Genomic DNA, 23,894 nt, shown 5'->3' on the forward strand with positions numbered 1-23,894 from the left:
CTATTTGTTGAAGCCGTCGATCGCGTCTTTAACACCCTCGACAATGTTCTTCACCGGATTATCGCTAGTCTTCTGCATTGCAGTTGTAGCCGGAGTTGCATGAAGTTTGGGCTTCGGTTGCGGCGGTTCAGGAATCGGGCCGAGCGGTTGAGGATTTGCGACATACTCGAACTGTCCTTTACCATCCATCGATTGTCCTTTCGCCCAGCGTCCTTCTGCGCTGTCTTCTCCTTCCGAATTGTTCCAGAACTGATAAGCATACTCGCGCTTACCGTATTCATGAGCAATCTTCGGAGTCACAACATCTTCAAAACCATCGCTTCTCAATTCTTCGATCGCTGCTAACCATTGGTTTTGGTGCATCGTATCGCGTGCAATCATGAAGCTCAAATGATCGCGGATGCCTGGATCGTCCGTCATTTCATACAAGCGAACAGTTTGCATCAGACCTTGAGACTCTGCATGTAAGTTCGATCGGAAATCCGCCAATAAGTTACCGCTTGCAGTAATAAAGCGACCATTCCAAGGGAAACCGACGCTATCGGCAGGCATTGCACCTTGACCTGACACAATTTCGTGCTGAGGGTTCATTGCAGCAACAATCACATCTCTAGGATTTGTTCCACCCATCACTGCGCCCACAACCGGATCTTTAACTCCTTCTTCCTGCATCTCAACAGGTGCTTTATCTAATAGATGCGCCACCATTGTTGCCAGCATTTCAACGTGGCCAATTTCTTCGGTTCCAGTATCTAGCAGCAAATCGCGGTATTTTGCAGGGCCGCGACAGTTCCAACCTTGGAATAGATACTGCATCATCACAGTCATTTCACCCATTGAGCCACCAATTAGCTCTTGTAGCTTTTTGGCGTAAATTGGATCGGGTTTAGAGGGTGGCGTAAAATATTGCAAACGCTTCGTATGTAAAAACATGATATTCCCCAAAAAAAAAGAGTGTTCAACAGTTGCTTAGATTGCTTTGGGTAAGCAACCTAATTAAGTCCGAACATCTCATTTCTAGCGGCCCAATCTGTTAACTAAATCAGCCTATAGTTGAACCCTCAAGACATAGATTCTTGAGAGTTTTTCCATCGCTCAACTAATTTGTATCCCGCAATGATTAGCGATATGCCAAACCCCAAAAATGCTAGATCCCACAGCATATAGTGAGCACCGGAATGCACATGATGAATTCCCAGAATTTCGTGGTCGATAATCCCTTCAAACGTATTAAACAACCCTGCCCCTAGCAAGATTAAACCGATAAAGGGCTGACTCGATTTTGGCAGTTCATCGGCTAGATGCGATCGCCACAACAGCGTCACACCTGTGATCGTCAAGAAATAATCCGCAGCATGAAACAAACCGTCTGCCACCGAATGCACTTTCACATCTGCCATATTTGTCATCGGTCGCACAGTGCTTAACATATGATGCCACTGCAAAATTTGATGGAGAAAGATGCCATCAAAAAATCCTGCAAAGCCCATTCCTAATAAAATACTCGCTAAAACGAATCGCTTCGGTAGAGTAGCTGATTCGAGCGGCGCTTGAGTTACGTTCGTCATAGTTAAATTAAACAAACCTACTAATGCCTTGACCGTCTAGACCTCTGTCTAGAGAGCGAAATCAGTGATTGAGTTACATGGCAGTTCTCAATTAGTTGAGGAGGGCCATTTCCTTCTAGCCTTTATGGCTCAAACAAGAGCGCTATATTTACAAGATCTAACTCCAGTTAGGTGGATAGTGGTGCAGTCCCTTTCAAAATTCAGGGGATCGGCAAGCTCTAGTGTTATTTTGTCGATGCCTCAAACAAATCAGTACCTATAGGAGAACTAAACATGGTTGCAACCTTAGATGATACAAAACGATTGATGATCGGCGAACGGTTAGCAGATCTCAGAGCGTTTCAAAGCCTGATTCTCTCAAACGATCAAAAACTAATTGATGCTTGCCCCTACGACGATGTTCGTGAACGATTGCAGAATATGCTCGAAGACGATCGCAAAAACTTGGGCATCGTCGAAACCGTGATTGTGCAATACGGGATTCAAGCTGAGCCAAGTCCAGCGACTCGCATCTTTATCGAGAACTTTGAGAAGATGATGGAGGGTGATCAGTTTACGTACTATCAGAAGCTGATTCACCACGAACTGATGAAGCATGGTCAAGCCATGAGCGGCATCAACATTCACAAAGCGGCTCAGAAAGTGGGAGCAGATATCGAAGTTGCGATCGCGCCGCTCAATACTGTCAATTTTGAAGGTCGAGCGCACCAAGAACAACTCAAAGGAATGCTCGAACAAGTTGGAGTCCGCGAAATGACTGGGATGGATGCGGATCAAGGAATTTGGGCGCGGGTACAAGACGCAGTTGCTGCTTTATCGGGTGTTGCAGGGAGTGTGATTACCCAAAACACCGATAAACAGGACATGAACATCCAAACCCTGATTCGGTTGGATCACAACAAAGTGAATACGATCTTCACTGAGATTGGCGCAACAAAAGATCCGCAGAAGCTGCAAGAGTATTTCGGGCAGCTCTACAAAGACATCTTGGTACATGCGAAAGCCGAGGAAGAAGTCGTCTATCCGAGAATTCGATCGTTCTACGGCGACGAAAATACTCAGGAACTTTATGACGAACAAGCTGAATGGCGACCGATGTTAGAGGAAATTAAGTCGATCGATCCTGCATCGGCGGATCAGTTTCGCTCCAAGATCAAAGATTTGATGGAGCACTTGGGCGACCATATTCGCCAAGAAGAAAGCACTATGTTTGCTGCGATCGACAAAAATTGCAGCACCGAAGAGAAGGAACAAATGGCGACTGAGTTTAAAGCGGTGAAAACAAGAGTACAGCAGGAAATGTCCTCAATGTAGTCGCTAATGTCATCGCTTGAGAGGTGCGTGATTGTGAATAGCGCACCTCTCAAGTAGAGGTCTATTTCTCAGTAAACGCCCAAACTCCGTTCCACTGTTTGGGTATTCCTTGATCGATCAGTTGATTGACTCGGCTGAGGTAAAGTTGTGCGGTTTTATCCATAGCATTCACCGCCAGAACTTTCTCAAATGATGTTTTCGCCGCGATCGCATCACCCTGACAGTAAAGTTTTATGCCTTGCTCAAAGTCTGGCTGTGTTTGAAGCTTGAGCGATCGTACTGCTTCTTGCTCCGCATCTAGAACCTCATAAATTGAGAGAGGTTCGCTTCTGCCTTTGACAATGGCACGATCGAGAAATCGCAGTTGATACTGCTCTGGAGCAGTTAGATTCTCATACGTTTGCTGTGAGAGCAATAGTGATACACCATAGAACTTAGTTAAACCTTCTAAACGAGCCGTCAGATTGACATTATCGGAAAAAGCATCACCCTGCATTCGGCTCTCTTCGCCGATCATGCCTAACATCATATGACCCACATGAATGCCAATTCCAACTTGGATGGGTTGTTCACCTTGACGGTCTTGGTTGAATTGTTCAACGGCTCGAAATAGATTAATCCCTGCTGCGATCGCATCATCTGCACCCTCTGGAAACACTGCCATCATTCCATCACCGAGAAATTTAACAATCAAGCCGTGATGATTGCGAATCTCCGGGCTGACTCGCTGTAGATAGGCGTTTACAAAGGCAAAATTTTCTTTTGGTGTCATGCTTTCAGATAGAGTCGTGAACGATCGAATATCTGAAAACATGACTGCCATTGTTTTACTCACATGGTCGCCGAGTTTCACCTCAGTAATGCTTTTCTTTCGCAGAAAGCGCAGATACTCATTCGGCACAAAGCGACTGTAGGCTTCTAGTAATTTTTCTTGCTGATGGTTCGCTTCAATCAGTTGAGTTTCCCGAATTTTAACGGTTTTAACCATGTGAGTAAACACCCGCGCCAACTGTCCGAGTTCATCATCGCGCTTTGCAACCTCAGATAAAACATCAGGTTGAAACGCATCCCGTTCGACATCGGATGCGGCAGTTGTCACTTTACCGACTTGCTCGATGTAAGCTGCTTGCCGAAGAATTTCAGCCTTAAACAAGGCTTCTGCTTCTTGTCGCTTCAGAAAATTTAGATAAGCTTTGGAATGATAGCGAATCCGAGCAATCAGCTCTCTTGCATCAGGAAGTTTTACTAAATAGTCATTCGCGCCTAGTTCAAAGGCTTTCGCTTTGATCGTTGGGTCTTCTTTGCTTGACAGCACAATTAAGGGAACAAAGCACGTTGTTGCATCGCGCGATCGCAAGAACTGAACCAGTAATAGTCCCTCCATTTGCGGCATGACTAGATCTTGTAGAATCACTGTTGGATGGCATTGTGCAGCAAAGTCTAGCGCTTCAGTCGGATCACTACAGTAGTGGAAGGCAAGGTCTACTTCTGAGGCCAACATTCGCCTGATTGCTTCAGCAATAATCGTTTGATCATCGATGAGTAGCACTGTGATTTGTTCATCGAGTGAAGAAGTCATAGTTATGTGAATCTTAAGGTAGATAGAGTTGCAGCAATTGCGGCTGGGGAAAGCACCTCGATCGCAGCGTTTAGCTCGACTGCGGCTTTCGGCATTCCATAAACCACGCAGCTTTCCTGACTCTGCGCGATCGTTTGCCAGTTCTGCTGGCGCAGTGCTTGTAATCCTTGCGCGCCATCGCGTCCCATGCCGGTGAGTAGAATTGCAGTTCCTTGACGACTCCAGTGTTGAGCTAGACTTTTGAAAAACACATCAACAGAGGGTCGATACACGTACTCGATCGGGTACGGTGTATAGTCGAGCGTGAGGTCGGATTTTAGATAGAGGTGATCGTTTGTGCCTGCAACTAACACTGTTCCGCGTTCGGGTCGATCGCCTGCCATTGCAATTCTCACAGGTAAGCGTGTTTGTTGGCTTAACCAGTCTGCAAAGCCTACCGAAAAATGAGCATCCACATGCTGAACAATGACGATCGCGGCTCTAAAGTTGGTTGGAAGGTCAGCAAGAATCGTAGCGAGTGCTTTTGGCCCTCCGGTGGATGAGCCGATCGCAATCAGCGGCATCAATCCATCTTTGTGAGCGGTTCGACTGTAAGCAGATGAACTGCGATGCGCTGAGGTCAATCGCTTACCCATTCTCGAAATTTTGGCTAGAAGCTCCGTTGTTCCAGCGCGATCATCACTTAGACCAGAGATATCCACAACATCGATCGCCCCTTGCTCGATCGCAACGTAAACAGCCGAAATATGTTCTCGCAGGTTTGTTGTTGTAATCAGAACGCTACAGGCAGCCTGTTTTAGAATCTGCTCAGTCGTCGCAGCAGGTAACTGAGCATCGATCAGAATCAAATCAGGTAGAGTCTGAAGACATTTTGCGACTGCCTCTGTAGCGCTCTGCGCTGTCCAGATTAACTGATACTGCGCCAGCGCTTGCTTGAGTGCTGCAATCTGGTGCATAGAAGGATTGACGATCGCAATTTTCATGTTCAACGACCTACCAAACTGACAACCGCATCAATCAACCCATCATCATGAAAACTACTCTTGGTGAGATAGTAGTCTGCGCCTGCTTCGAGTCCCTGAATTCGGTCTTCTGGACGATCGCGGTAAGACACAATGATCACAGGTAACGAATGCAAGCGAGAATGATTTTTAATGTGCTTCACCAGCTCAATTCCATTCATTTGGGGCATATCGATGTCGCTGATCACTAAGTCATACTGGTTCGTTCGGATGGCATTCCAGCCCTCTGCACCATTCACGGCAACATCCACGGTGTAGCCGCGATTTTCGAGCAGCTTACGTTCCATTTCGCGCACCGTAATTGAATCATCTACCACTAAAATTCTCTTATGCTTCTCAAGAGGAACATCGGCTTCGAGAGAATTCACTCTTGCGAGCTGTCCAGAATTCAGCAGCATATCAATCGATCGCACCATATCAGCAACATCTACAATCAAAATCGGAGTTCCGTCGGCAAGCAGTGAAGTTGCACTGATGTCACGCACTTTTCCCAAACGGGGATCAAGGGGTCGCACCACTAGATCACGTTCGCCCAAAAACTTATCCACAACCAGCCCGTAAGGACGGGATTGATCGCTAACCACGACCACAGAAAGGGCTGCATCCTGAGACATTAGCTCTGGCAATTCGAGAATTTGATGCGCGGCAACCAAACCAATGTGCTGTTGATTCAGGGTGAAATATTCGCGGTTTTCGACATCACTAATTTGCGATCGTTCTACTCTGACGATTTGATCAATTCGGGCTAGGGGAATTGCATAAGGTTTCCCTGAAATTTCAACTAACAAGGTTCGTACCACCGATAAAGTCAGCGGTAACTGAAAGTGAAAGCTTGTTCCTTTACCAACTTGAGACATGGCGCGGACGGTTCCTCCGACTTCTTGCGCCATGCTTTTCGCAATGTCTAAGCCTACTCCCCGTCCAGAAATTTCCGTGACTTGTTTGGCAGTAGAAAACCCTGGCAGGAATAAAAATTCCAAAAGTTCACTATCACTCAATTGTGCTGCCATTTCTGATGTTGCTAGGTTCTTCTGAATCACCTTTTGACGCAACTGCTCTAGATTGATTCCTTTACCGTCATCGGCGATCGTAATCGCTAACATTCCCCCTCGATGCAGCGCTTCGAGGCGAATTGTGCCTTCTGCGGGTTTTCCAACCGCAATGCGCTCTTCAGGAGATTCGATGCCGTGGTCGGTGGCGTTTCTGAGAATGTGGGTGAGGGGCGCTTCGAGCTTTTTGAGGATGTCGCGATCGACAGGGGTAGATTTGCCAATAATCTCTAGCTTGACTTTTTTATTCAGCTTCCGCGCAAGATCGCGAATCATGCGCGGAAAGCCTTGCACTCCATCATTAAACGGGCGCATATTTGAGGAAATGACCTCTCGATAGAGGCGATCAGAGAGATTTGCGGTGCGTTGGGCATAAAGTTCAAGCTCGGTTAAGCGATCGCCCAAGAAGCCGAAACATTCCTGTTCGCGCTGGCGAGCTTCGTGCAGTCGTTCTCTGCTTTCTTGGTCATAGATGCCGCGATCGAGCGAAGTTTGAAGCTGCTCTAGACTGCGCGACAGTTCCCCTAGTCGTCGCTTCAGCAGCATCATTGAGTCTGCGTAGGGTTGAAGCCAGTTTGCTTCGATCAATGACTCTCCTGCGAGTCCCATAATGCGGTTTAAGTTCTCTGCGCTGACTCGCACTACCCGATCTTGGATGGCTTGCTCGGATTGCTCAATGGTTGCAGATTGTTTTGAGCGGTTTGCTTCCAATAGGTGAAGAGCTTCTTCGGTGTTTGGTTCACGGTCTAAGCGCTCAGGCTCGATCAGGGTCTTCTGGCTGGATTGGGCTGCTTGAACAGTTGGATCAAGGATTTCAGCGATCGTCGATCGTATCGATTCAAATGCTGAGTGATTGCGCTTTAACCATTGAGAAAGCTCTGAATTGCTAACTTGACTGATGCCCTGAATCAGATCAACCGCTTGCAGCAGTACATCAACATTATCTGGATTGAGTGTAATTCTGTTCTGTTGAGCCGCAACAAAACAGTCTTCCATAACGTGAGCTAGGTTAACGATCGCGTCAAGTGAGACAATTCGCGCTGCCCCTTTGAGGGAATGAGCCGCTCGCATCAATGTTTCTAGCGCTTGCCCAGATTGAGCATTATTTTCCAGGGCAAGGATTCCGTCATTCAGAATTACGACCTGTGCTTCTGCTTCCAACCGAAATAAATCTAGCATCGAAGCATCTACGCTGGGCGATGCTTCAGGCGATTTCGGTGCTTCAATGAGCGCGATCGGGGTTTCTGATTTAGCTTGATCAACGGTTGCCTCACTGGGTAAAGAACTTGTAGAGGGTAAAGAACTTGTAGAGGGTAAAGAACTTGTAGAAGCTACAATCCGATGCGATGCAGTAACTTGATCAACTGTTGCCTCTACTGATTGCCCTACTGATAAGTGGTTGCTGGATGAACCATGATTTAATGCAGCAGTCGCTCTTAAGGCAGTTTGAATGATGCCTAAGCTCCAGGAATGTTCATTCAACCATTGATCAAGATCTCCTGTTGCCGCCTTGCTCATATTCAACAGAAAACGGCTAGCATACAGCAAATTCTCAACCTGCTCCGGAGAAAGCGTGACCGCTTTGTTTTGAGCCGCGAGCAAGGATTGATGGATTAAATTTGCTAACTCTACGATCGCTTCCAATTTCATCAGTCGCGCTGCTCCCCAAGTCGCATGGGCTGCTTGACTTGATCGATTCAACTCTGCGATCGACAACGGCTGCGTTTTCAGAACAGAGAGCGACTCGGTGAGAACACCAACCTGAACTTCCACTTCGCGGCAAAACAGTTCCAGCTTTGAGTAAGTGTTCATCGATTAAAAAATCTTGTGGTTTAGCGTGTAAAACAATAGTTCAGAATCGAGATAGCTCACTTTCTGATTTTGCCAATGCACAATCCCTTGCGTATATGCTTCAGCCGCTTTTGCCACCACGATCGGGGCATCTTGTAGCTCCGACGAATGAAAGCGAAAGACTCCATGCACTTCATCCACCGGAAACACCCACTTCTCGTCGCCTTGACCCGCCAGAATCATCCGCTTAGAGGAACCTGTCGCCGCATCTTCATCCGCACGTAAGTTCAAAAGATAGCTTAACGAGGCGCACAGCAAAGTTTCTCCCCGAATATTGACTAATCCGAGAAAGAGTTCATTGCTGCGGTGTGGAACGGGCTGAATGACACAGGGCGCTGTCACTTCCTGCAAAATCCGCACGGGCAGAGATAACCATTCCTTGCCCAAGCGAAAAATCATCACAGAAATTGCATCCGCTGTACACACGATCGCGCCTTCGCTTTCCGTATCTTCTGGATCGCTCGGTGCTTCAGAAAGAATGCGAATCCACTCATCGAGATAGTTCTGCTGGGGTTCGCGCTGGAGTAAACTATCTCCCGCTGCTGCATACACCGGACAGTCATAACAGTGCATCACAGTCGATAAGCGATCGCAAGATCGATCGCCCATTACACCGATCTGATTCCAGCAATCATTCAAAGCTGTGGAGTCGATCGTCTGACCTGAAGTTACTAAGTCTTGCTGTATCATCGTCACAACCAGATTCAAACGTTAGCGGGCGCGAGCAATTTCACGACGGAGATTTTGCGCTGCATCATCTAACTGATCTAAGGCGCTGTTTGTTTCTCGCAGAGCATCGACAGTTTGGTGCGATGCTTGACTGAGTTGTTCCATCGCTTCGCTGATTTGATACGCGCTTTCTGACTGAGTTTCCACACTTTGGCTAACCTGCTCGAATCGCGGCGGCAAACTTTGCACTTGCTGAATGACTTTCGCGACTTGATCTCCGATTTTGCTCACCCGATCGGCGCTGTCACCTACGGATCGATTGAACTTATCCATTTCCATCACTCCCACCGAAACCGCGGACTGCATATCTTTAACAATCTGCTCGATTTCAAGCGTGGCAACGGCGGTTTGATTCGCAAGGCGACGAATCTCACGCGCTACGACTGCAAATCCTGCTCCATATTCTCCTGCTTTTTCGGCTTCGATCGCTGCATTGAGCGACAGCAAACTGGTTTGATCCGCAACTTTGGTAATCGTGACCACGACATTGTTAATGTTGTTCGCCTTTGCATTCATTACACCCAGCTTGGATGAAATTGCTGCTGTTGCATCAGTTAATTGACGCATTACGTTGGCCATTTCTACCAGTTCGTCCTGGCTGTCATTTGCAGAAGTTGCAGTGGTTTGCGCCATTCCTGCAACTTGCTCCATTGTTTTAACCAATTTTCGGGAGGTCGATGCGATCGTTTGGGCTGTCGCGGTGACTTCATTAGTAGAGGCAAGCTGTTCGGCTACTGTTGCTTCGAGTTCTTTGCCAGATGCCGCAATTTGCGTTGCAGAGGTGGTAATTTGCACCACGGATTGCTGCAAGCGTCGGATCAAAGCGTTACCAAGATAGCGTCCGAGCAAGATAGCACTTGTAGGCCCCAAAATCATCGCGAGTATAGTCCAAGATCTTGCTTGATTGACATCTTGATCAGCGATTTTTTCAGCTTGTTTTGCGACCTCCTCGTTGATTTTGAGAGATTCGAGTAGCGAGGTCGTTGCTGCTTCAAACGAAACGCGATTTGCTCTAGCACGATCGCGCAGTTGGTTCAACACATCGGGTCTTTGAGCATTCGGATCAGTGGGAGTAAACCTGTTGTCTAGATTTTGGCTGAGCTTAATCAATTCTTCGTGGTCAGTCTTCCAGCGGTTCCAGTTTTCCAATAGCTTCTTATAGTTGCGGTCTTCTTCCTCAGTACGTGGTGTAGTCTCGTACTGCTTGAAGCCCTCATCAATCTGTGCCCATGCTTTTTTAATGCGATCGAACTCTGTCTGACGCTCCTGCGGAGTCAGTCCCGGAATTAACAATGCCCGTTCTGAGGATTCGACCTGTGTTTGTCCTTCATTGACTTTCCAGAGTCCAATTAAGCTCGGCAGGCTGTTACTGCTCAGCGTGTTGATTCCACTGCTGAGGCGAATTGTGCTGACTAGACCCACGAAAGACACAATTAGCACTAACACGCCCATGAAAATAAAGGCGCTCATGATCCGACCTTTGAGAGACTTGTCTTTTAATAGATAATTCATCATTGTTACTCGGTTGTGGTTCAAGGAGTTAGGGGCTGAGCTTCTGAATCCGCTGCTGAAGGAGTTTTGCGCCGCTGAGGTCGCCGCGCCCTTCTTTAATCAAGGCAAGAGAAACTAAGGCCTGATAATGATTTGGGTTGAGATACAGTGCTTTTTGGAAGTAGCGTTCGGCGTGAGTAATTTCGGCTTTGACTTGATGCAAGGTTCCCAGAAGTGTGTAAACTTCAGCATTGGTGAGATCGTGCTGTAGATGAGCATTGCAATGGGCGACCGCGGCATCAATTTTTCCAGCATTGGCAAGTTGTCGCGCTAGTTCTAAATCTGTTAAACCAGTGGGCTGCTGGATTGGTTTTGAGGGTGTGACGCTAGGCTTCGTCATCATTGGTCGCTCTGGTATGTCGCGATGCTCACGATCGCTCTGCTGCTTGACTGGAGCAGTTTTTTGAAACGCAAAGGTAAACGGTTGACGGACTGAAGTAAAGCGATCGCCCGGAACCTTTGCAGCTTCAGATGCACCGACGAATAGTAATCCGTTGGGTGATAACAATTGTTCTAATGTGTTGAAGACTTGCTCACAAGCAGCACGACTGAGATAAATCAGCAAATTGCGACAAAAAATCATGTCGTAGGTCACTTGGGCTGCTGGGAATGCAGTTAAGATATTTCCCTGATAAAAATTGATTGCTCTACGAACGAATGATTTAACTTCATGCCCGTCTTGAGCCGGTTGAAAATAGCGGTTGCGATCGATCCAAGCTTCACCTCGAAACGAATTTTTGCCGTAAATGCCCCGCTTGGCTTTGGCGATCGCTGTCTTACTAATGTCGATCGCATCAATATTAAAGCGATCAACGGATAAACCCGCTTCGAGCAGCGAAATCGCGATCGAATACGGTTCTTCGCCTGTTGAGCAGGGAGCGCTCAAAATTCGCAGCGATTCCCGCGATCGCGCTTGCTCGATCAGAAACTCAAACGGCTTTCGATCGCGAAAAAAATAAGTTTCTGGTATAACAATCTGCTCGATCAGCGTCTCTAGGGCTTGTGGAGAGGACTGTAGCGTCCTGAAGTAAGCAGGAATATCCTCAGGATCGCACTGGGCTGCAATGACTCGCTTGAGGTTGCGGGTTCCAATTCCCTCGACATCGATCCCGATCGTTTGATTGAGTAAGGCTGCGATCGCGGCGAAGCTCATTTCAGTTGCGACTCCCCTGACGCTGCTAGATAAATCTGCTGTACATCCGCAAACAATCGATCAAGATGAATCTGCTGAATCATGCCGCGATCGTCTAGGATCATTCCTCCTAAATAGGGAGCGGCATTCATATGAACGGCGTTAGAAGCAACAAATTTTGCTTTGGGTTTATCCAGGGTTTGAATCACTTGTTCTGCTAATAATCCTAGATAAGAAACCGTAGATGCTTCCGCAGACTTCACCATGATGATGCGGCTACTCAACTGGAAGCGACTCGGTGTTCCCTGAATCAATTCGCACAGATCAACCACGGGAACGATCGTGCCGCGATAGTTCAGCAATCCTGCGACGTATTTAGGAACGTAGTGCAGTTTTCGCAGCGGTACGCTCGGAATCACCTCCACGATATGAGAACTTTCGATCGCGTAAGGATCTTTACCAACGCAAAACAATAACAGCAGCATCGGAATGTCTTTGAGGTTTGACACCCTCAGTATTCCCAGGCTGAATTCATAAAAAACATACAATTCCGGCTGTATTTTAGGTGAACTCTCGGAAAACCCAGTAGGAATTCGGATTCAGCCTCAATTCTTTTACCGAGATTCTACGGATGATACGGAATCGCGGCTGAGCGGAAGTTAACGGCTCGACTGCGATCGCTTTAAATAACGTCCTTGCGGTGAGCCTAGAATTTGTCCTCGATCGTAAATGAGATTGCCGCGCAGCATCGTTTGCTTGACTCGCCCGGTCAGTTCCATCCCCTCAAACGGTGTATAGCCCTGCTTAGAGAATGATTCAGCAGCCTGAACTACAAAGCGTTCATTCGGATCAACTAACACAAGGTCAGCATCATATCCGATCGCGATGTCCCCTTTTTGCCAGAGTCCAAACCGTTGTGCAGGATTCCAGCAGAGCAATCGCGCCATGTGGTCGTAGGACATTCCCCGCTTACTGCCTTCGCTCAGAACGCCTGAGAGGAGATATTCTGTGCCCCCAAAGCCCGATTTTGCTAACCAGATGTTGTCTGGGTCTTGGAGACTGGCTTTCTTTTCGGCAGAGCAGCAAGCATGGTCGCTAACAATCCAATCAATCTGATTTTGTAGCACCGCAGTCCACAGAAACTCGACATCAGCGCGCGATCGAATCGGTGGATTGACTTTCGCCCATTTCCCGGTGGGAGCTTCGACATCAAGAAGCAAATGCCCGATTGTGACTTCTCGCTTAAAGTTGATATGCGGAAATGTAGACTGCATCATTAGCGCTGCTTCAACCGCTTTACGAGAACTTAGATGCAGCAGATTGATGTTAATACAGTTTGTTTCATGAGCGAGATAGGAGGCAATGCAAATAGCAAGCCCTTCAGAGTGGGGAGGACGGGCAGCACTGTAAGCACTGAGCCCAGTCAGGCTTGAGTCCTGCTGAACGATTTTGGTATAAGCATTGAGAATCTCAGCAATTTCGCAATGTAGACTAAGGCTGATTGAATCAGCCGGATAGCGCTCTCGTAGTTGAGCTAAACCCCGCATGATGAATTCAAAGTGAGCAAAGTCATAGCGTTCTTCTTTGTTAATCATCAAAAATAGATTCTGCTGATCGGATAGACCATGCAGACCATAACCACCATAAAACATAAAAATTTTGAACGAAGCGACCCCATATTGCTCAAACAACCATTGCATTTCATCAATGTGCTGAGCGCTAATCGGTGCAATGTGATAGCTATAATCGACGAAAAAGTTACCTTCCGATCGAGATAGCACCTCTGGGAAAAATTGCTGATAAGAGCCACCTTTATTGAGATAGTATTGTCCAGTCCGAATGTAGTTGAGGCTGGTAGTTACGCCTCCCATTGCGGCGGCTTTGCTTTCTGCGATCGCATCTTGTTCTAAGGATTGATAGATGCCAATGTGCATATGAGCATCTATCAATCCAGGAAAAGCGAGTAGATTCTGAGCATCGATGACCTCTGTTGCCTGTTCTGGGCTGATCTGTGACGCGATCTGGGCAAACTTACCATCCTTAATGCCTAGATCTAAGTGCTCTACACTAGATTGATGTGGACGAACGACACGCACGTTTTTGATCAGTTTATCCAGAATGCAAGGTTCAGACACAGCGCCTCCTACAAAATCAATAAGAACAATTTCTTCATAACTCTTAGAATGAAATCGTGACGAGTTTGCTTCTAAGCTAGGAGAAAGAACAATGGAGCAATTTAACGAGTATCATTTAGATCCCAAGCAGTTTACTTTTCTGAATATGCTTCAGGAGCAGTGGCAAGCGATTCGCGATGAATTTATCGCATTTAAGCAAAATGCTTCCCCAGCGGAAATGCAGCTTGCTCTTGATGTCATGGGGCCTAAAAGCCAAACGATCAAGACCAAAGGTAAATCGAAATATAGTGCCTTTGGTGTGTTATTTCAAGGAATGTTTATTGAACAATACATTCAGGCACATCGAATCAAATATCCCCAGTATGAGTTACAAGATGTGTCAGAAAAAGTATTTGAGTTAAAAGAGCAATATTTCCCAACATTGACAGAAGCGATCGTTGCAACAAATTCAGCTTATGATGGCATCCTGAGAAACGTATATTTCGGAACGTTTCTTCCGGGGCTAGATGTCAAGCTTCATGTGAACTATAACCCTCACATGAATCGCGGCTATCTGGGATTGATTGTGCCAGAAGGCGATATCGCGATGAAAATTTGCCATGACAAACTTTACTGGCACGAAGGCGAGTTTATGGTTCTAGACCACAGCTATCCGCACTGTCCACATAATTATACTGATGACGAAAGAACAGTCCTAGTAGTTGATTTCTTCAAAACGGATCAGCCTAAATCAGAAGTGATTCAGTTTGAACGGGAATTAGTCAAACAGCGTATGGAAGAGAATCCCTACAGTTTGGGCGTTTTTGGTAGGAATGATAAAGCGACCCCAGAAGACTTTATTAAGTATGGTTTGAGCCACCAGTTAGAATGGGATAGAGCGCTCGGAAGTGCCTGAATTAGCAGATTAATTCAAGCTAAATGAGTAATAAAAATTTGCGTAGGGAATTGCGGTCTGCTACTGAGCAGTAAAGGCTTTCTCTACGCTTGTTTTCTTTGCTTCTCTAGACAAATTGCGGCTCTGATCGACTAGCAAGTAGGCTGCGAATGCAGCGATTAGAACATTACGAATATTGAGAACAAAAAGCGCAATGATTCTCAAATTAAGCAATCTACCATATAACACTGGATACACCAGAAAAGTTGTCACAGAGATTGCGGTAATAAAGGCAATCGTAATTCGATTTAATCGCAAGAGCGGTAGAAAGGGTAACACCCAAACGAGATATTGGGGTGAGAAAACTTTAGCAGTAATCATAAACACAAGCAGCGTGATTGTGATGTAAGTTGCTAGAGTTCTGTATGTGATTTCTCCACTTGCTGCGTATTCCTGCCGAAATCCTTTTACGCAATAAAACAGCGTAATTCCTAATAAGCTCCAAGTGAGTATGGGTAGAACTTTGAGGATTGGAGTCGCAATCTCTGATGTGAAATGAAAGGCTCCATAGTTTAGCTCAAAGGAAGCATCAATGAAGCCGAACTTGCTCAACAGTAGCAGAATTCCACCCGGTAAGGTCTCGATGTGTAGTCCTCGTTGTCGGTGATAAGTCAGAAAGCTGAAGAACTTTTCTTGTGCAGCTAATGCAAAAGGTAAAAAAATCACAGCAACGGTGAGAATGTTGCCAAGTAAAAATTTTGCGCTAGCTTGATATTGCCGCTTTGTGAAGTAGTAAATCGAAAAGATAGGAATTAGAGCGACTGGATAAAGTTTTGCAGCAATTCCCAATCCTAACCAAATTCCCGCCTGAGTTGGGCGCTGTTTTAGGACAGCCCAAAATGCAATCACAGTTAAAAGCGCTGCGAAGATATCATATCGACAAAACACAACGATAAGGTTAGGCACAATCAGTGCTGCGTAGAAAGAGATCGTTCTAATCGCGGCTTTTTTAGTCTGCCAAGCCGCAATAATTCGCGAAAGTACGACTGCAATCAAGTGGCTAAAAAAAGCATTTTGAATAAATAGAAGAATTGCATACGCTGTAAAATTCAGCGGTTGCACAACGCTAGGCAATTGGGGAAGAGCGATCGGTAACAGCGCCAAAGGAGGATATTCAAAATTGAAATCAGTATAAGGAAATTGTCCTTTTAACAAGTTGAGCGAATAGTCGTAATAAATGCTGATATCGTATTGCTGATACTTACGCACTAGAAATAGAAATGCAATGAATAACAGCGATACAAAAATGAGTTCGATTCGCAGTGTGTTAGAAGTCGGTCTTGCCAATTTTATTCTCATCACTCAGGTATCCTAAAAAGCGATTACTTCTGCATGACACTGCCTTTCTGTCTATCAAAGTTTAATTGTCACTCATACGTCTTTGAATACTTTTTGTGCAAGCTTTTTGCCAATAGCAGAATGAAGAATTTAACCTGCTAAACACATCTATCTAGAGTAGGAAAGCTAGACTCTAATCAAAAAATGAAGCATATGTAAATCGTTATATCAGTTAGATTTGCCGTCGCTGCCTAAATATTCTCGATAGCCGCAGATTTGATTACCCCGGACATCAAAAGAGACTGCGACGCGATTTTTGTAAGGATTTCCCCACATCAATCCCTCGTCGCGAAATTCAAATACAACGGTCGTTTCGTTACTGGTTACGCGATCGAGCGTCAATTTCAACCCCGTTTCATACACTTCGGAAACATAGTTGAAAAACTCGATCGCTCTTGCTTTTCCAACATTTAATCCATGAAATTTGCCCAACGGAAACCAAAATGAAAAATCATCGGTGAGCATATCGAAGAAGGCTTGCCACTCCCCCGTTGCAAGTCCATGTTCAAAATGCGCAAAGGCTTGTCGAGCAACGGCTAATGTATTGACTGATTCTATAGTCATTTTTGGAACCTCACGACGACCTTACCGCAATTTTGACCACTCAATAGGTATTCTACGGCATCTGGAATCGACTCAATGCCATTAAAAAGGGTAGAGTCAACTGCAACCTTGAGCTTATTTGCGTAAAACAAATCGAGTAAGCGCTCGCGGGCTTCCTCTGCAAATTCGGCGAAATGCGGCATCAAAAAACCACGCACCGAAGCCGATTTCCAAAACAACTTCTGATAAATTCGAGGTTGAGTAACAGATTCTAAATCACTCATATACTCGGAAATAAAACCCACCACTACTAATCGCCCTCGTATGGCTAAATGATTCACGCAAGTATCAAAGACCTGCTTACCAATACAATCAAAAACTAAATTGATTCCATTGGGATATTCTTGTTGAAGAACTGTATCGAGTGTTTCGGTTCGGTAGTTAATAATGCGATCGCAGCCCAAACTCTTTAATAATTTCACCTTCGCCTCAGAGCCGCAAATCCCAATCACATGATTTCCAGCTAACTTGGCGAGTTGTACCGCAATATGTCCGACTCCGCCTGCTGCTGCCGTGACTAAAACAATTCCTTCGCTCGTCATTTCTCCCACTTGCTCAAGTGCGACCAGGGCTGAAACTCCGGTCGGCATTAGGGTTAAAACTTCAGGCGTAGCCGCACGAATTTTCACAGCTAGATTTGCCGCGATCGCTTGATACTCCCGATAGCCTCCCCCTCGGACTGTGGTTGCAACAGCATCTCCAACTTTCAGGGTATGAACATCTTGAGCGATCGCGACCACTTCGCCCACGGCTTCGACACCTAGATCAAAGGGTGGCGTAAGATTCACATAGGGAACGTTTCCTTTACAAAGCAAAGTATCAAATCCAGCATTGATGCCAGCGAACTTGTTGCGAATTAGAACTTCTCCAGGATTCAGGACAGGAATCGGCAGTTCTTCAAGGGCGATCGCCGAACGGAAATCATCGCTGAAGCGTTGAGCAACAAGCTTTTTGTAGGTTCTAGAAGGCATGGCAACAGTTGAATCGATCGACGCTTTTGATTACGCATTTCATTCAATCATGAGTCCGGTTGGCAATCAGGCTGTAGCATTAAAAATTGACTGACTCAGACTGACTGGCGGCTCGACGAGCCATCTGATACCAAATTGATTTTTGAGTGCTACAGATCTTGGAAGCCCCCTAAATCCCCCACTCGTGGGGGACTTCACGCCAAATCTGTTTCGGATTCTCAAAGTCCCCCAGTATAGGGGATTTAGGGGGCGAAGGTCTGTCGCATCAACAAATTGATTCGGTATGACGATACGCTTTCAGGTCTACTTAAAAACTGTAAAAGTATGGGCGAAGCCGATCAATCCTCTGCATTCCCAGCAGCGACCAATGATTTTTTAGAGGCAGCTTTAATCCCAGAAGACTGGGGTGGAGACGGTCGAGGACGGATGAATTTGTCTGGACGACGAACGGCGATTGCCTTCGGCAACAGCGAAGCTCCCGCTTCAGAGTATGTGCCTCGTCAATATCAACTCTTTGATAGTCATCGTGTCCCTGAACAAGCGTGGCAAATTCAGGGAATACCAGAGCAGCCTGCGATCTGCCGAATGCTTTCCTGGAATGATCATGGCGCATCGACAGCCAAAGTTTTGCTGCCAGCCCAATTTGAAATTCCTGCAGGCAGATTCACAGCAGACTTGGAGATCTTTGTGCTGAGCGGTGCGATTCAAGTGGGAGCATGGAAACTCAGCAAGCACTGCTACTCTTTCATTCCAGCAGGAGTGAGAGTCGGAGACTGGAAAGTGCTAAACGGTGAAAGCGCGGAAGTTTTATGGATGGAAAATGGTCGTCTCCAGTATCAAGATTTGCCGAATCATCCAGAAGCTAGACTCGGTGAGTACATTCCTGTATTGGATAGCAAATTGCTGCCTTGGGGAAAGACAGACACAGCACAATTTATCGCAGCAAACAAGAAGTGGCTGAGAAAAGCAGCGAATGGAGGTGGAGTGTGGTTACTCGCCCTTTTGCCACATTATGACGGCAAGCAGATGATGATTCAGTCCTATAACGAAGAGGCATATGGCTTGGCGGGATGGTGCGATATCGGCGACTACAGATTCGCCAAAAATCACTTTTGCTATAGCCCCAGCTTTAGCACACTTCCCAGACATATCTCAGAAGATGGTGGTTTATTCTTTGTCCGGGTCGATAGAGATTTATCCCAAGCTGGAACGGTTTTGTCCTATGGTCATTCAGGCTGACTTGGGCGTTGTCGCTCTTCTTGAATGAGCGTGCGTTGATAGATTTGGTTATTTTTGAACCAATGCCAAGTGCGAGCGCGATAGTTGTTACAAGGACTAATTTGGATCATTTCATAAAGGTAAAAGTCTGGAATTGATTTGTAACTGAACCAAAGAATTACCGTGGAATCATCAACTTCCCAAGCATGACCTTTAATACGCTCTGTATCAAACCACAGCTTTTTATCGCAGTAGGCTCCGGGAAAGCGATGTTCTTCTTGCTTGCCGTTGTCCCAGGTGTAGCGATTGATTTGATAGTAGGATGACAGGTCATCTTGGGGAAATTCACAGGTGAGATGAGAGTGATGTCGATCGAGAATGGTTCCGTTACAGTCGATCAAGGTATAAGTTCCAATCCAGTCGCCTTCGTGTCGAGCAAGAACCGGCATTTCAGTCCGAATATCTAACATGATCACCTCCTATACATACCACCAAGGATTAAACACAGGCTTTGTTTTAATCAAATACGCTTTCTTTCGCATAAAACGTTTTAGGGCTGCGGCTCCCATGCGTGAGCCTCCTATTCCAGAGTAGTGAAACGCATTCTTTTCTCCTTCGTGAATCAAAGCTGTGAGGGCTGCATCATTAATACTGATTGCGCCTGCTTGAATACGATCGCCAACTTCCAATGCTTCTGAGGTTGAGCCTGCGAATACGGCTGCACCTAAACCATAAATTGTGTCATTTGCAAGCTCGATCGCTTCTTCAACCGTTGCAAAAGGCATAATGGGCATAATCGGCGCAAATGTTTCTTCGGTCATGATTTTCATGGTGTGGTTTACCTCAGTTAAAACTGTGGGGTAGCACCATAAACCACCGTCTAAAGTCTCAATCTTTCCACCACACTGCACGATCGCGCCCTTGTTGATCGCATCTTGTAGGTGATCTGCAATGATTGCTGCTTGTCGTTCGGCAATAATCGGGCCAATTTCACCATCATTAAGGGTTGGATAAGCTAATTTAAGTTGTGTTGCTTTGGCAATCAGTTGCTCGGTGAAGGGTTGAACAATGGCTTGATCGACATAAATTCGCTCAATCGACAAACAAGATTGTCCGGTATTCACCACTGAACCCCATAGAATTGCGGAAGTTGCAAGGTCGAGATCTGCGGACTTTAGAATGATCGCTGGATCTTTTCCTCCAAGCTCTAAAAATGCTGGAATGAATCGTTTTGCGGCAGCTTCTCCCACCTGTCGCCCAGTTTTTATACTGCCTGTAAAGCAGATTAAGTCAACTTGCTCGATTAAGGCGGCTCCTGTGTCTCCATCCCCCTCAACAAAAGTCAAGATGTCTCGTAGTTCAGGAACTTCATTGACGGTATCGAGTAATGGGTTGATGAAACGAGGCGCAATCTCACTGGGTTTGACAATCACAGCACAACCCGCTAATAAGGCTGGAATCGTATCAATCAGAGATAACAACAATGGGAAATTCCACGGACTGATCACACCCACAAGCGGATAGGGAACAGAATCCTGCTGTAGGTGAATAAATGGAATTGCTGTAGGCTTCTCGATTTCCTGTAATAGTTCTGGAGCGAGTTGACACCAGCGATCGAGACTCGACAGCACCGAATCAACTTCTAATGCCGAAATGTCCAATCGTCCTGTATCTGCGACTAATGCCTGAATTAATGGCTCGGAATGCTGTTGAATCGCATGTTTCCACTGCTGCAAGGCTGCAATTCGCTGCCCTAACCCAGCGGATTGCCAAGCAGGTTGAGCCAAACGCAGGCGATCGCACTGTTGAGAAAGGTCTGCTGAAATAGGAGGCATAATCCAGGCATCGACGTTACCAGTGCGAGGATTGCGAACAGGAATCTGAGGCATTTAAATCACTCCTCGTTGAGCCAAGCGCTCGATCGTGGCTAATTGAGTTTGGATAAAGTGTTTTCGCTCGATTTCACCGTTTAGCATGGTATTGCGGGGGTAAAACTCGGAATTATGATAGCTATCCACATACGCATCAAATCGCTGGCGTGCAAGCATATTTCCTAGTCCGGGCTGCCGACGATAGCGACGGAGTGCCGCTAAATCAACTTCGGCAAACGCTGCCATACTTTCCCCTGCTCCGGTTTCAGCTAACACTAATCCTCGATAATCCACAATCTTTGAACCCCCATCGACTGATGCGATCGGAATTGAACTATCCGCGATTCCGGCGGTGTTCGACGAAATCACATACATCATATTTTCAACTGCCCGGCTAACTTTTGCAGCTTCTTTGGGCGATCGTGCTTGTCCATAAATTTCTGAAGTGGGATGAATTAAGATTTCTGCTCCCCGCATTGCTAAACAGCGTGCGACTTCTGGAAATAGAATCTCATCCGATGCAACAGCGGCAAGATTACCAATCTCGGTTTTCGCAACCGGAAACACACCCTCTAGCCCGTAATGTTCAAGATACTGATCCCAAACATCATGAGGCGTTGGCGCAAACAGCGAGTTCAACCGACGATACCGTAGAACGACAGATCCACTTGGATCTAAGACGAAACAAGTTTGAAAATACAAGCCCGGAAAATGTGGATCAAGTTCGTAAGCATTGCCTGCTAGGAAGATGCGATGTTTTTGAGCAATCTTTCCCAATGCTTCATACTCTGCGCCTGATATTTCTAAACAAGCTTTGTCTGCCCAATCTTCTAGAGATTCGCCCATCGGAAAGCCTGTGAGAAAATACTCTGGTAATACGATTAAACGACAATCAGACCCAATAAAAGCTAGGCTCACAGCAATCTGCTGATCTAAACGATCGAGGGCTTGCTGCATTTTTAATCGCGCGGAAGCGCGATCGCGGCTTTGATTGATCGCGTGACAGGTGACTTGAAGTGCTAATGCCTTGTAAGCCAGCCCGTTTTCCATCAGTTTCATGTTAGTTTCATGTTAATTTAAGCGATGTTGGTTATTCTTTGACTCTAGAATGATGTGTGGGACTCATTCTTATTGAAGGCGATGAAAGCAAGAACCTTACACGATCGTCTTAAAAATTTAATCTGGGCAGGCTGATGATTTCAACTCAACTTCTGGATGCTAAATACTGGGTGAAGATTCGATCGTCGCTTGATCCGGCACGATCGAACTATTTAATCTGGACTGGCGCGATTTACTCGTTTGTCCCCGGTGAGAAACGGCAATGTTTGTTCAAGATGGTTGGAATGAGTGTGAGCCGTTGTCTTCCAACTGAAGAAAATTGCTGGGCGTTTACCTCCAGAGAGTTAACGTATTACTTAGATCCTAAAACGGGCGAAAAGCTTCAAACTTGGACAAATCCTTGGACTGAAGAAACTGTACCTGTGATGCACGTTGCCAACAATCCGATTCAAGGAACCTTTAAAGGACAGTTTCCTGCTCAACTGGATGACGAAACCACAACGCTTACATTTGATATCTTTCCTGCTTATCCAAATCCATTGAATGATCCAAAGTTCGCGGAATACTTTCCAAATCCTAATTATCAAGCGGCAGAATTGTTCAAATTTGTTGTTCCATCTGCCGAACTCTTTGATGAGCAGCAACCTTCCGTTTCAAAAATATGGTTAGGTTGGGATCGGATTGGCCCTTGGCTACCTTGGATGAAAATGGGCGATCGCGCTGGGCACTTGATTTACAGCGCTTCAGGCTGCAAAGTAGCGGGATTTGATCAGCTACCGCAATTACTTCAAGACGAAATTAATACCCGAATGCCGCTCTATCGGGATGCACCGGCAGCACCGCTGGATACGGAAGATATGACTTCCTGGCTCTATTTCCAGCAGCATTTTGATGCGTATCTCGCTAAGGAAACGTTTCCGATTCCAGCCGCTTAGCCTTCAATCAGTGTCCAAAAATAACCATCTGGAGCGATAAAAGAAAAACTACGATCGCCAAACTCATCCCGAACAATCTCAGTCACGCTGCGAGCCGAACTTGCTGTGATGCGATCGTGATAGTTCTCAATCTCTCTTACCCGATAGGTATAAAGCGACAGACCTAAGCATCCGGGTTGTGCTCGATCGAACCGACTCGGCAATGAATAAGCTTCTGGAAATCGCACAATATACAATCGTCCCGATCGCGCTGATTGCCAATCAGTAACAGACGATCGTGGATCATCAAATGCAGTCACAATGAACTTTTCGCCGGGTTGTAAGTCAAAAATTTCCCGTCCTGCCTGCGAAGATTCATAACTTGTCTCGACATCATCCCGAACGCGCAAGAGTCCCAGAACATCTTCATAGAACCTCAGCGTTTCCTTGCGATCGTCTTGAACAATCAGCCCCATATGCGTAATCTGACTCGCTTTCAAGGCTGCCTGCTGATTAATTTGACCATAGTTCAGCACCGTGTATCCAAAGCGTTGAAACAGTACCTGTCGAGTGAGCGGTTGCAGCAATAGCATTTCTCGAACCCCGATCGCGGAATCAATAAACGGGCGCATTTGGTGCTCTTTGTTGTAAATCTTTTCCCAGTGCGGCAATGTATAACGAATTGGAAGTCCTGCTCGATCAGCTTCTTCCGCATGATTGAGAAGCGTTAAAACATCTGCTGTCATAGTCGTTGCCCATCGATTCCCTCTGACTTTCATTGATTCCAGCGCTAAACCCTCATTTCGGGGCTGTTCCCATTGCATTAAACGGATTAAGCCGTGATCAGATGCTTGGTGACTCAGGCGAACGGATTGCAATGAAGAGTCCACTTGATAGAGGGTTTGGGCGATCGCAGCAGAAAGTTTTCCTGCTTGAGCCATCTCATATCCAAAATGCTGCCAATACTCGATCGCGGATTCTATGTCAGAAACACCGATACAGACTTCGTAAATTCCAGCGATCGCAGAGGACAAAGACATAACTATTCTAAGAAGG

At 46.2% G+C, this 23,894-nt stretch carries 21 protein-coding genes; 4 read left to right on the forward strand and 17 right to left on the reverse strand.

All coding sequences use genetic code 11. The annotated features are described in order from the left end of the window. Together H6F51_18270 and H6F51_18275 are read right to left on the reverse strand one after the other, a co-directional pair. Positions 1–933, reverse strand: coding sequence for a manganese catalase family protein (locus tag H6F51_18270; protein ID MBD1824418.1), 933 nt, complete (start codon positions 931–933; stop codon positions 1–3). Positions 934–1,061: 128 nt separating this feature from the next. Continuing rightward, a complete protein-coding gene (locus H6F51_18275; protein ID MBD1824419.1) occupies positions 1,062–1,568 on the reverse strand; it encodes a DUF2243 domain-containing protein in 507 nt (168 codons plus the stop codon). A 273-nt stretch (positions 1,569–1,841) separates the two neighbouring features. Here H6F51_18275 and H6F51_18280 point away from each other — a divergent pair, with 273 nt between their 5' ends. Next, the gene (locus tag H6F51_18280; GenBank protein ID MBD1824420.1) at positions 1,842–2,882 is read left to right on the forward strand and encodes a hemerythrin domain-containing protein; all 1,041 of its coding nucleotides are present in this window, start codon (positions 1,842–1,844) and stop codon (positions 2,880–2,882) included. 61 nt (positions 2,883–2,943) lie between these two features. Here H6F51_18280 and H6F51_18285 read toward each other — a convergent pair whose 3' ends face one another. From H6F51_18285 to H6F51_18320, 8 genes are all read right to left on the reverse strand, one after another. After that, a complete protein-coding gene (locus H6F51_18285; protein MBD1824421.1) occupies positions 2,944–4,461 on the reverse strand; it encodes a response regulator in 1,518 nt (505 codons plus the stop codon). Positions 4,462–4,463: 2 nt separating this feature from the next. Beyond that, positions 4,464–5,444 (reverse strand): chemotaxis-specific protein-glutamate methyltransferase CheB, encoded by a 981-nt coding sequence (gene cheB / locus H6F51_18290; GenBank protein ID MBD1824422.1) that lies wholly within the window; start codon positions 5,442–5,444, stop codon positions 4,464–4,466. A gap of 2 nt (positions 5,445–5,446) precedes the next feature. Next, positions 5,447–8,344, reverse strand: a complete 2,898-nt coding sequence (locus tag H6F51_18295; GenBank protein MBD1824423.1) for a hybrid sensor histidine kinase/response regulator — start codon at positions 8,342–8,344, stop codon at positions 5,447–5,449. A gap of 3 nt (positions 8,345–8,347) precedes the next feature. After that, on the reverse strand, positions 8,348–9,073 hold the full coding sequence (locus tag H6F51_18300) for a purine-binding chemotaxis protein CheW (protein MBD1824424.1): 726 nt from the start codon (positions 9,071–9,073) through the stop codon (positions 8,348–8,350). 21 nt (positions 9,074–9,094) lie between these two features. Then, the gene (locus tag H6F51_18305; protein ID MBD1824425.1) at positions 9,095–10,627 is read right to left on the reverse strand and encodes an MCP four helix bundle domain-containing protein; all 1,533 of its coding nucleotides are present in this window, start codon (positions 10,625–10,627) and stop codon (positions 9,095–9,097) included. 25 nt (positions 10,628–10,652) lie between these two features. After that, complete coding sequence (locus H6F51_18310; GenBank protein ID MBD1824426.1) at positions 10,653–11,816, reverse strand: chemotaxis protein CheR; 1,164 nt, start codon at positions 11,814–11,816, stop codon at positions 10,653–10,655. Further along, the gene (locus tag H6F51_18315; protein ID MBD1824427.1) at positions 11,813–12,280 is read right to left on the reverse strand and encodes a chemotaxis protein CheW; all 468 of its coding nucleotides are present in this window, start codon (positions 12,278–12,280) and stop codon (positions 11,813–11,815) included. The genes H6F51_18310 and H6F51_18315 overlap by 4 nt, the downstream gene beginning before the upstream one ends. Positions 12,281–12,454: 174 nt before the next feature. Then, positions 12,455–13,930, reverse strand: coding sequence for an amidohydrolase family protein (locus H6F51_18320; GenBank protein MBD1824428.1), 1,476 nt, complete (start codon positions 13,928–13,930; stop codon positions 12,455–12,457). 91 nt (positions 13,931–14,021) lie between these two features. Between H6F51_18320 and H6F51_18325 the strand changes: the two genes are divergently transcribed. Then, positions 14,022–14,825, forward strand: a complete 804-nt coding sequence (locus H6F51_18325; protein ID MBD1824429.1) for an aspartyl/asparaginyl beta-hydroxylase domain-containing protein — start codon at positions 14,022–14,024, stop codon at positions 14,823–14,825. A 60-nt stretch (positions 14,826–14,885) separates the two neighbouring features. Here the strand turns inward: H6F51_18325 and H6F51_18330 are convergent, their stop codons facing one another. The 3 genes from H6F51_18330 to H6F51_18340 all read right to left on the reverse strand — a co-directional run bounded on the left by H6F51_18330 (position 14,886) and on the right by H6F51_18340 (position 17,776). Next, positions 14,886–16,163: a DUF2029 domain-containing protein gene (locus tag H6F51_18330; protein ID MBD1824430.1), complete on the reverse strand. Its 1,278-nt coding sequence runs from the start codon at positions 16,161–16,163 to the stop codon at positions 14,886–14,888. 207 nt (positions 16,164–16,370) lie between these two features. Further along, complete coding sequence (locus tag H6F51_18335; GenBank protein ID MBD1824431.1) at positions 16,371–16,766, reverse strand: nuclear transport factor 2 family protein; 396 nt, start codon at positions 16,764–16,766, stop codon at positions 16,371–16,373. Further along, positions 16,763–17,776 (reverse strand): zinc-binding dehydrogenase, encoded by a 1,014-nt coding sequence (locus H6F51_18340; protein ID MBD1824432.1) that lies wholly within the window; start codon positions 17,774–17,776, stop codon positions 16,763–16,765. The genes H6F51_18335 and H6F51_18340 overlap by 4 nt, the downstream gene beginning before the upstream one ends. Positions 17,777–18,100: 324 nt before the next feature. On the opposite strand from H6F51_18340, the gene H6F51_18345 reads away from it, so the two are divergent. Next, entirely contained in the window at positions 18,101–19,015 is a 915-nt protein-coding gene (locus H6F51_18345) for a DUF4437 domain-containing protein (GenBank protein MBD1824433.1), read from the forward strand. Here H6F51_18345 and H6F51_18350 read toward each other — a convergent pair. The 3 genes from H6F51_18350 to H6F51_18360 are packed head-to-tail and all read right to left on the reverse strand — an operon-like array spanning position 19,003 to position 21,924. Further along, entirely contained in the window at positions 19,003–19,464 is a 462-nt protein-coding gene (locus tag H6F51_18350) for a DUF3598 domain-containing protein (protein ID MBD1824434.1), read from the reverse strand. The two genes, H6F51_18345 and H6F51_18350, sit on opposite strands and share 13 nt — an antisense overlap. Before the next feature lie 9 nt (positions 19,465–19,473). After that, the gene (locus tag H6F51_18355) at positions 19,474–20,883 is read right to left on the reverse strand and encodes an aldehyde dehydrogenase family protein (GenBank protein MBD1824435.1); all 1,410 of its coding nucleotides are present in this window, start codon (positions 20,881–20,883) and stop codon (positions 19,474–19,476) included. Then, on the reverse strand, positions 20,884–21,924 hold the full coding sequence (locus H6F51_18360) for a nitrilase (protein ID MBD1824436.1): 1,041 nt from the start codon (positions 21,922–21,924) through the stop codon (positions 20,884–20,886). Positions 21,925–22,055: 131 nt separating this feature from the next. On the opposite strand from H6F51_18360, the gene H6F51_18365 reads away from it, so the two are divergent. Next, on the forward strand, positions 22,056–22,859 hold the full coding sequence (locus H6F51_18365) for a DUF1838 domain-containing protein (GenBank protein MBD1824437.1): 804 nt from the start codon (positions 22,056–22,058) through the stop codon (positions 22,857–22,859). Here H6F51_18365 and H6F51_18370 read toward each other — a convergent pair. Further along, the gene (locus H6F51_18370) at positions 22,856–23,878 is read right to left on the reverse strand and encodes a VOC family protein (protein ID MBD1824438.1); all 1,023 of its coding nucleotides are present in this window, start codon (positions 23,876–23,878) and stop codon (positions 22,856–22,858) included. The genes H6F51_18365 and H6F51_18370 overlap by 4 nt on opposite strands. Positions 23,879–23,894: the final 16 nt, after the last annotated feature.

It is taken from the genome of Cyanobacteria bacterium FACHB-DQ100 (assembly GCA_014695195.1).
Lineage (GTDB): Bacteria > Cyanobacteriota > Cyanobacteriia > Leptolyngbyales > Leptolyngbyaceae > Leptolyngbya.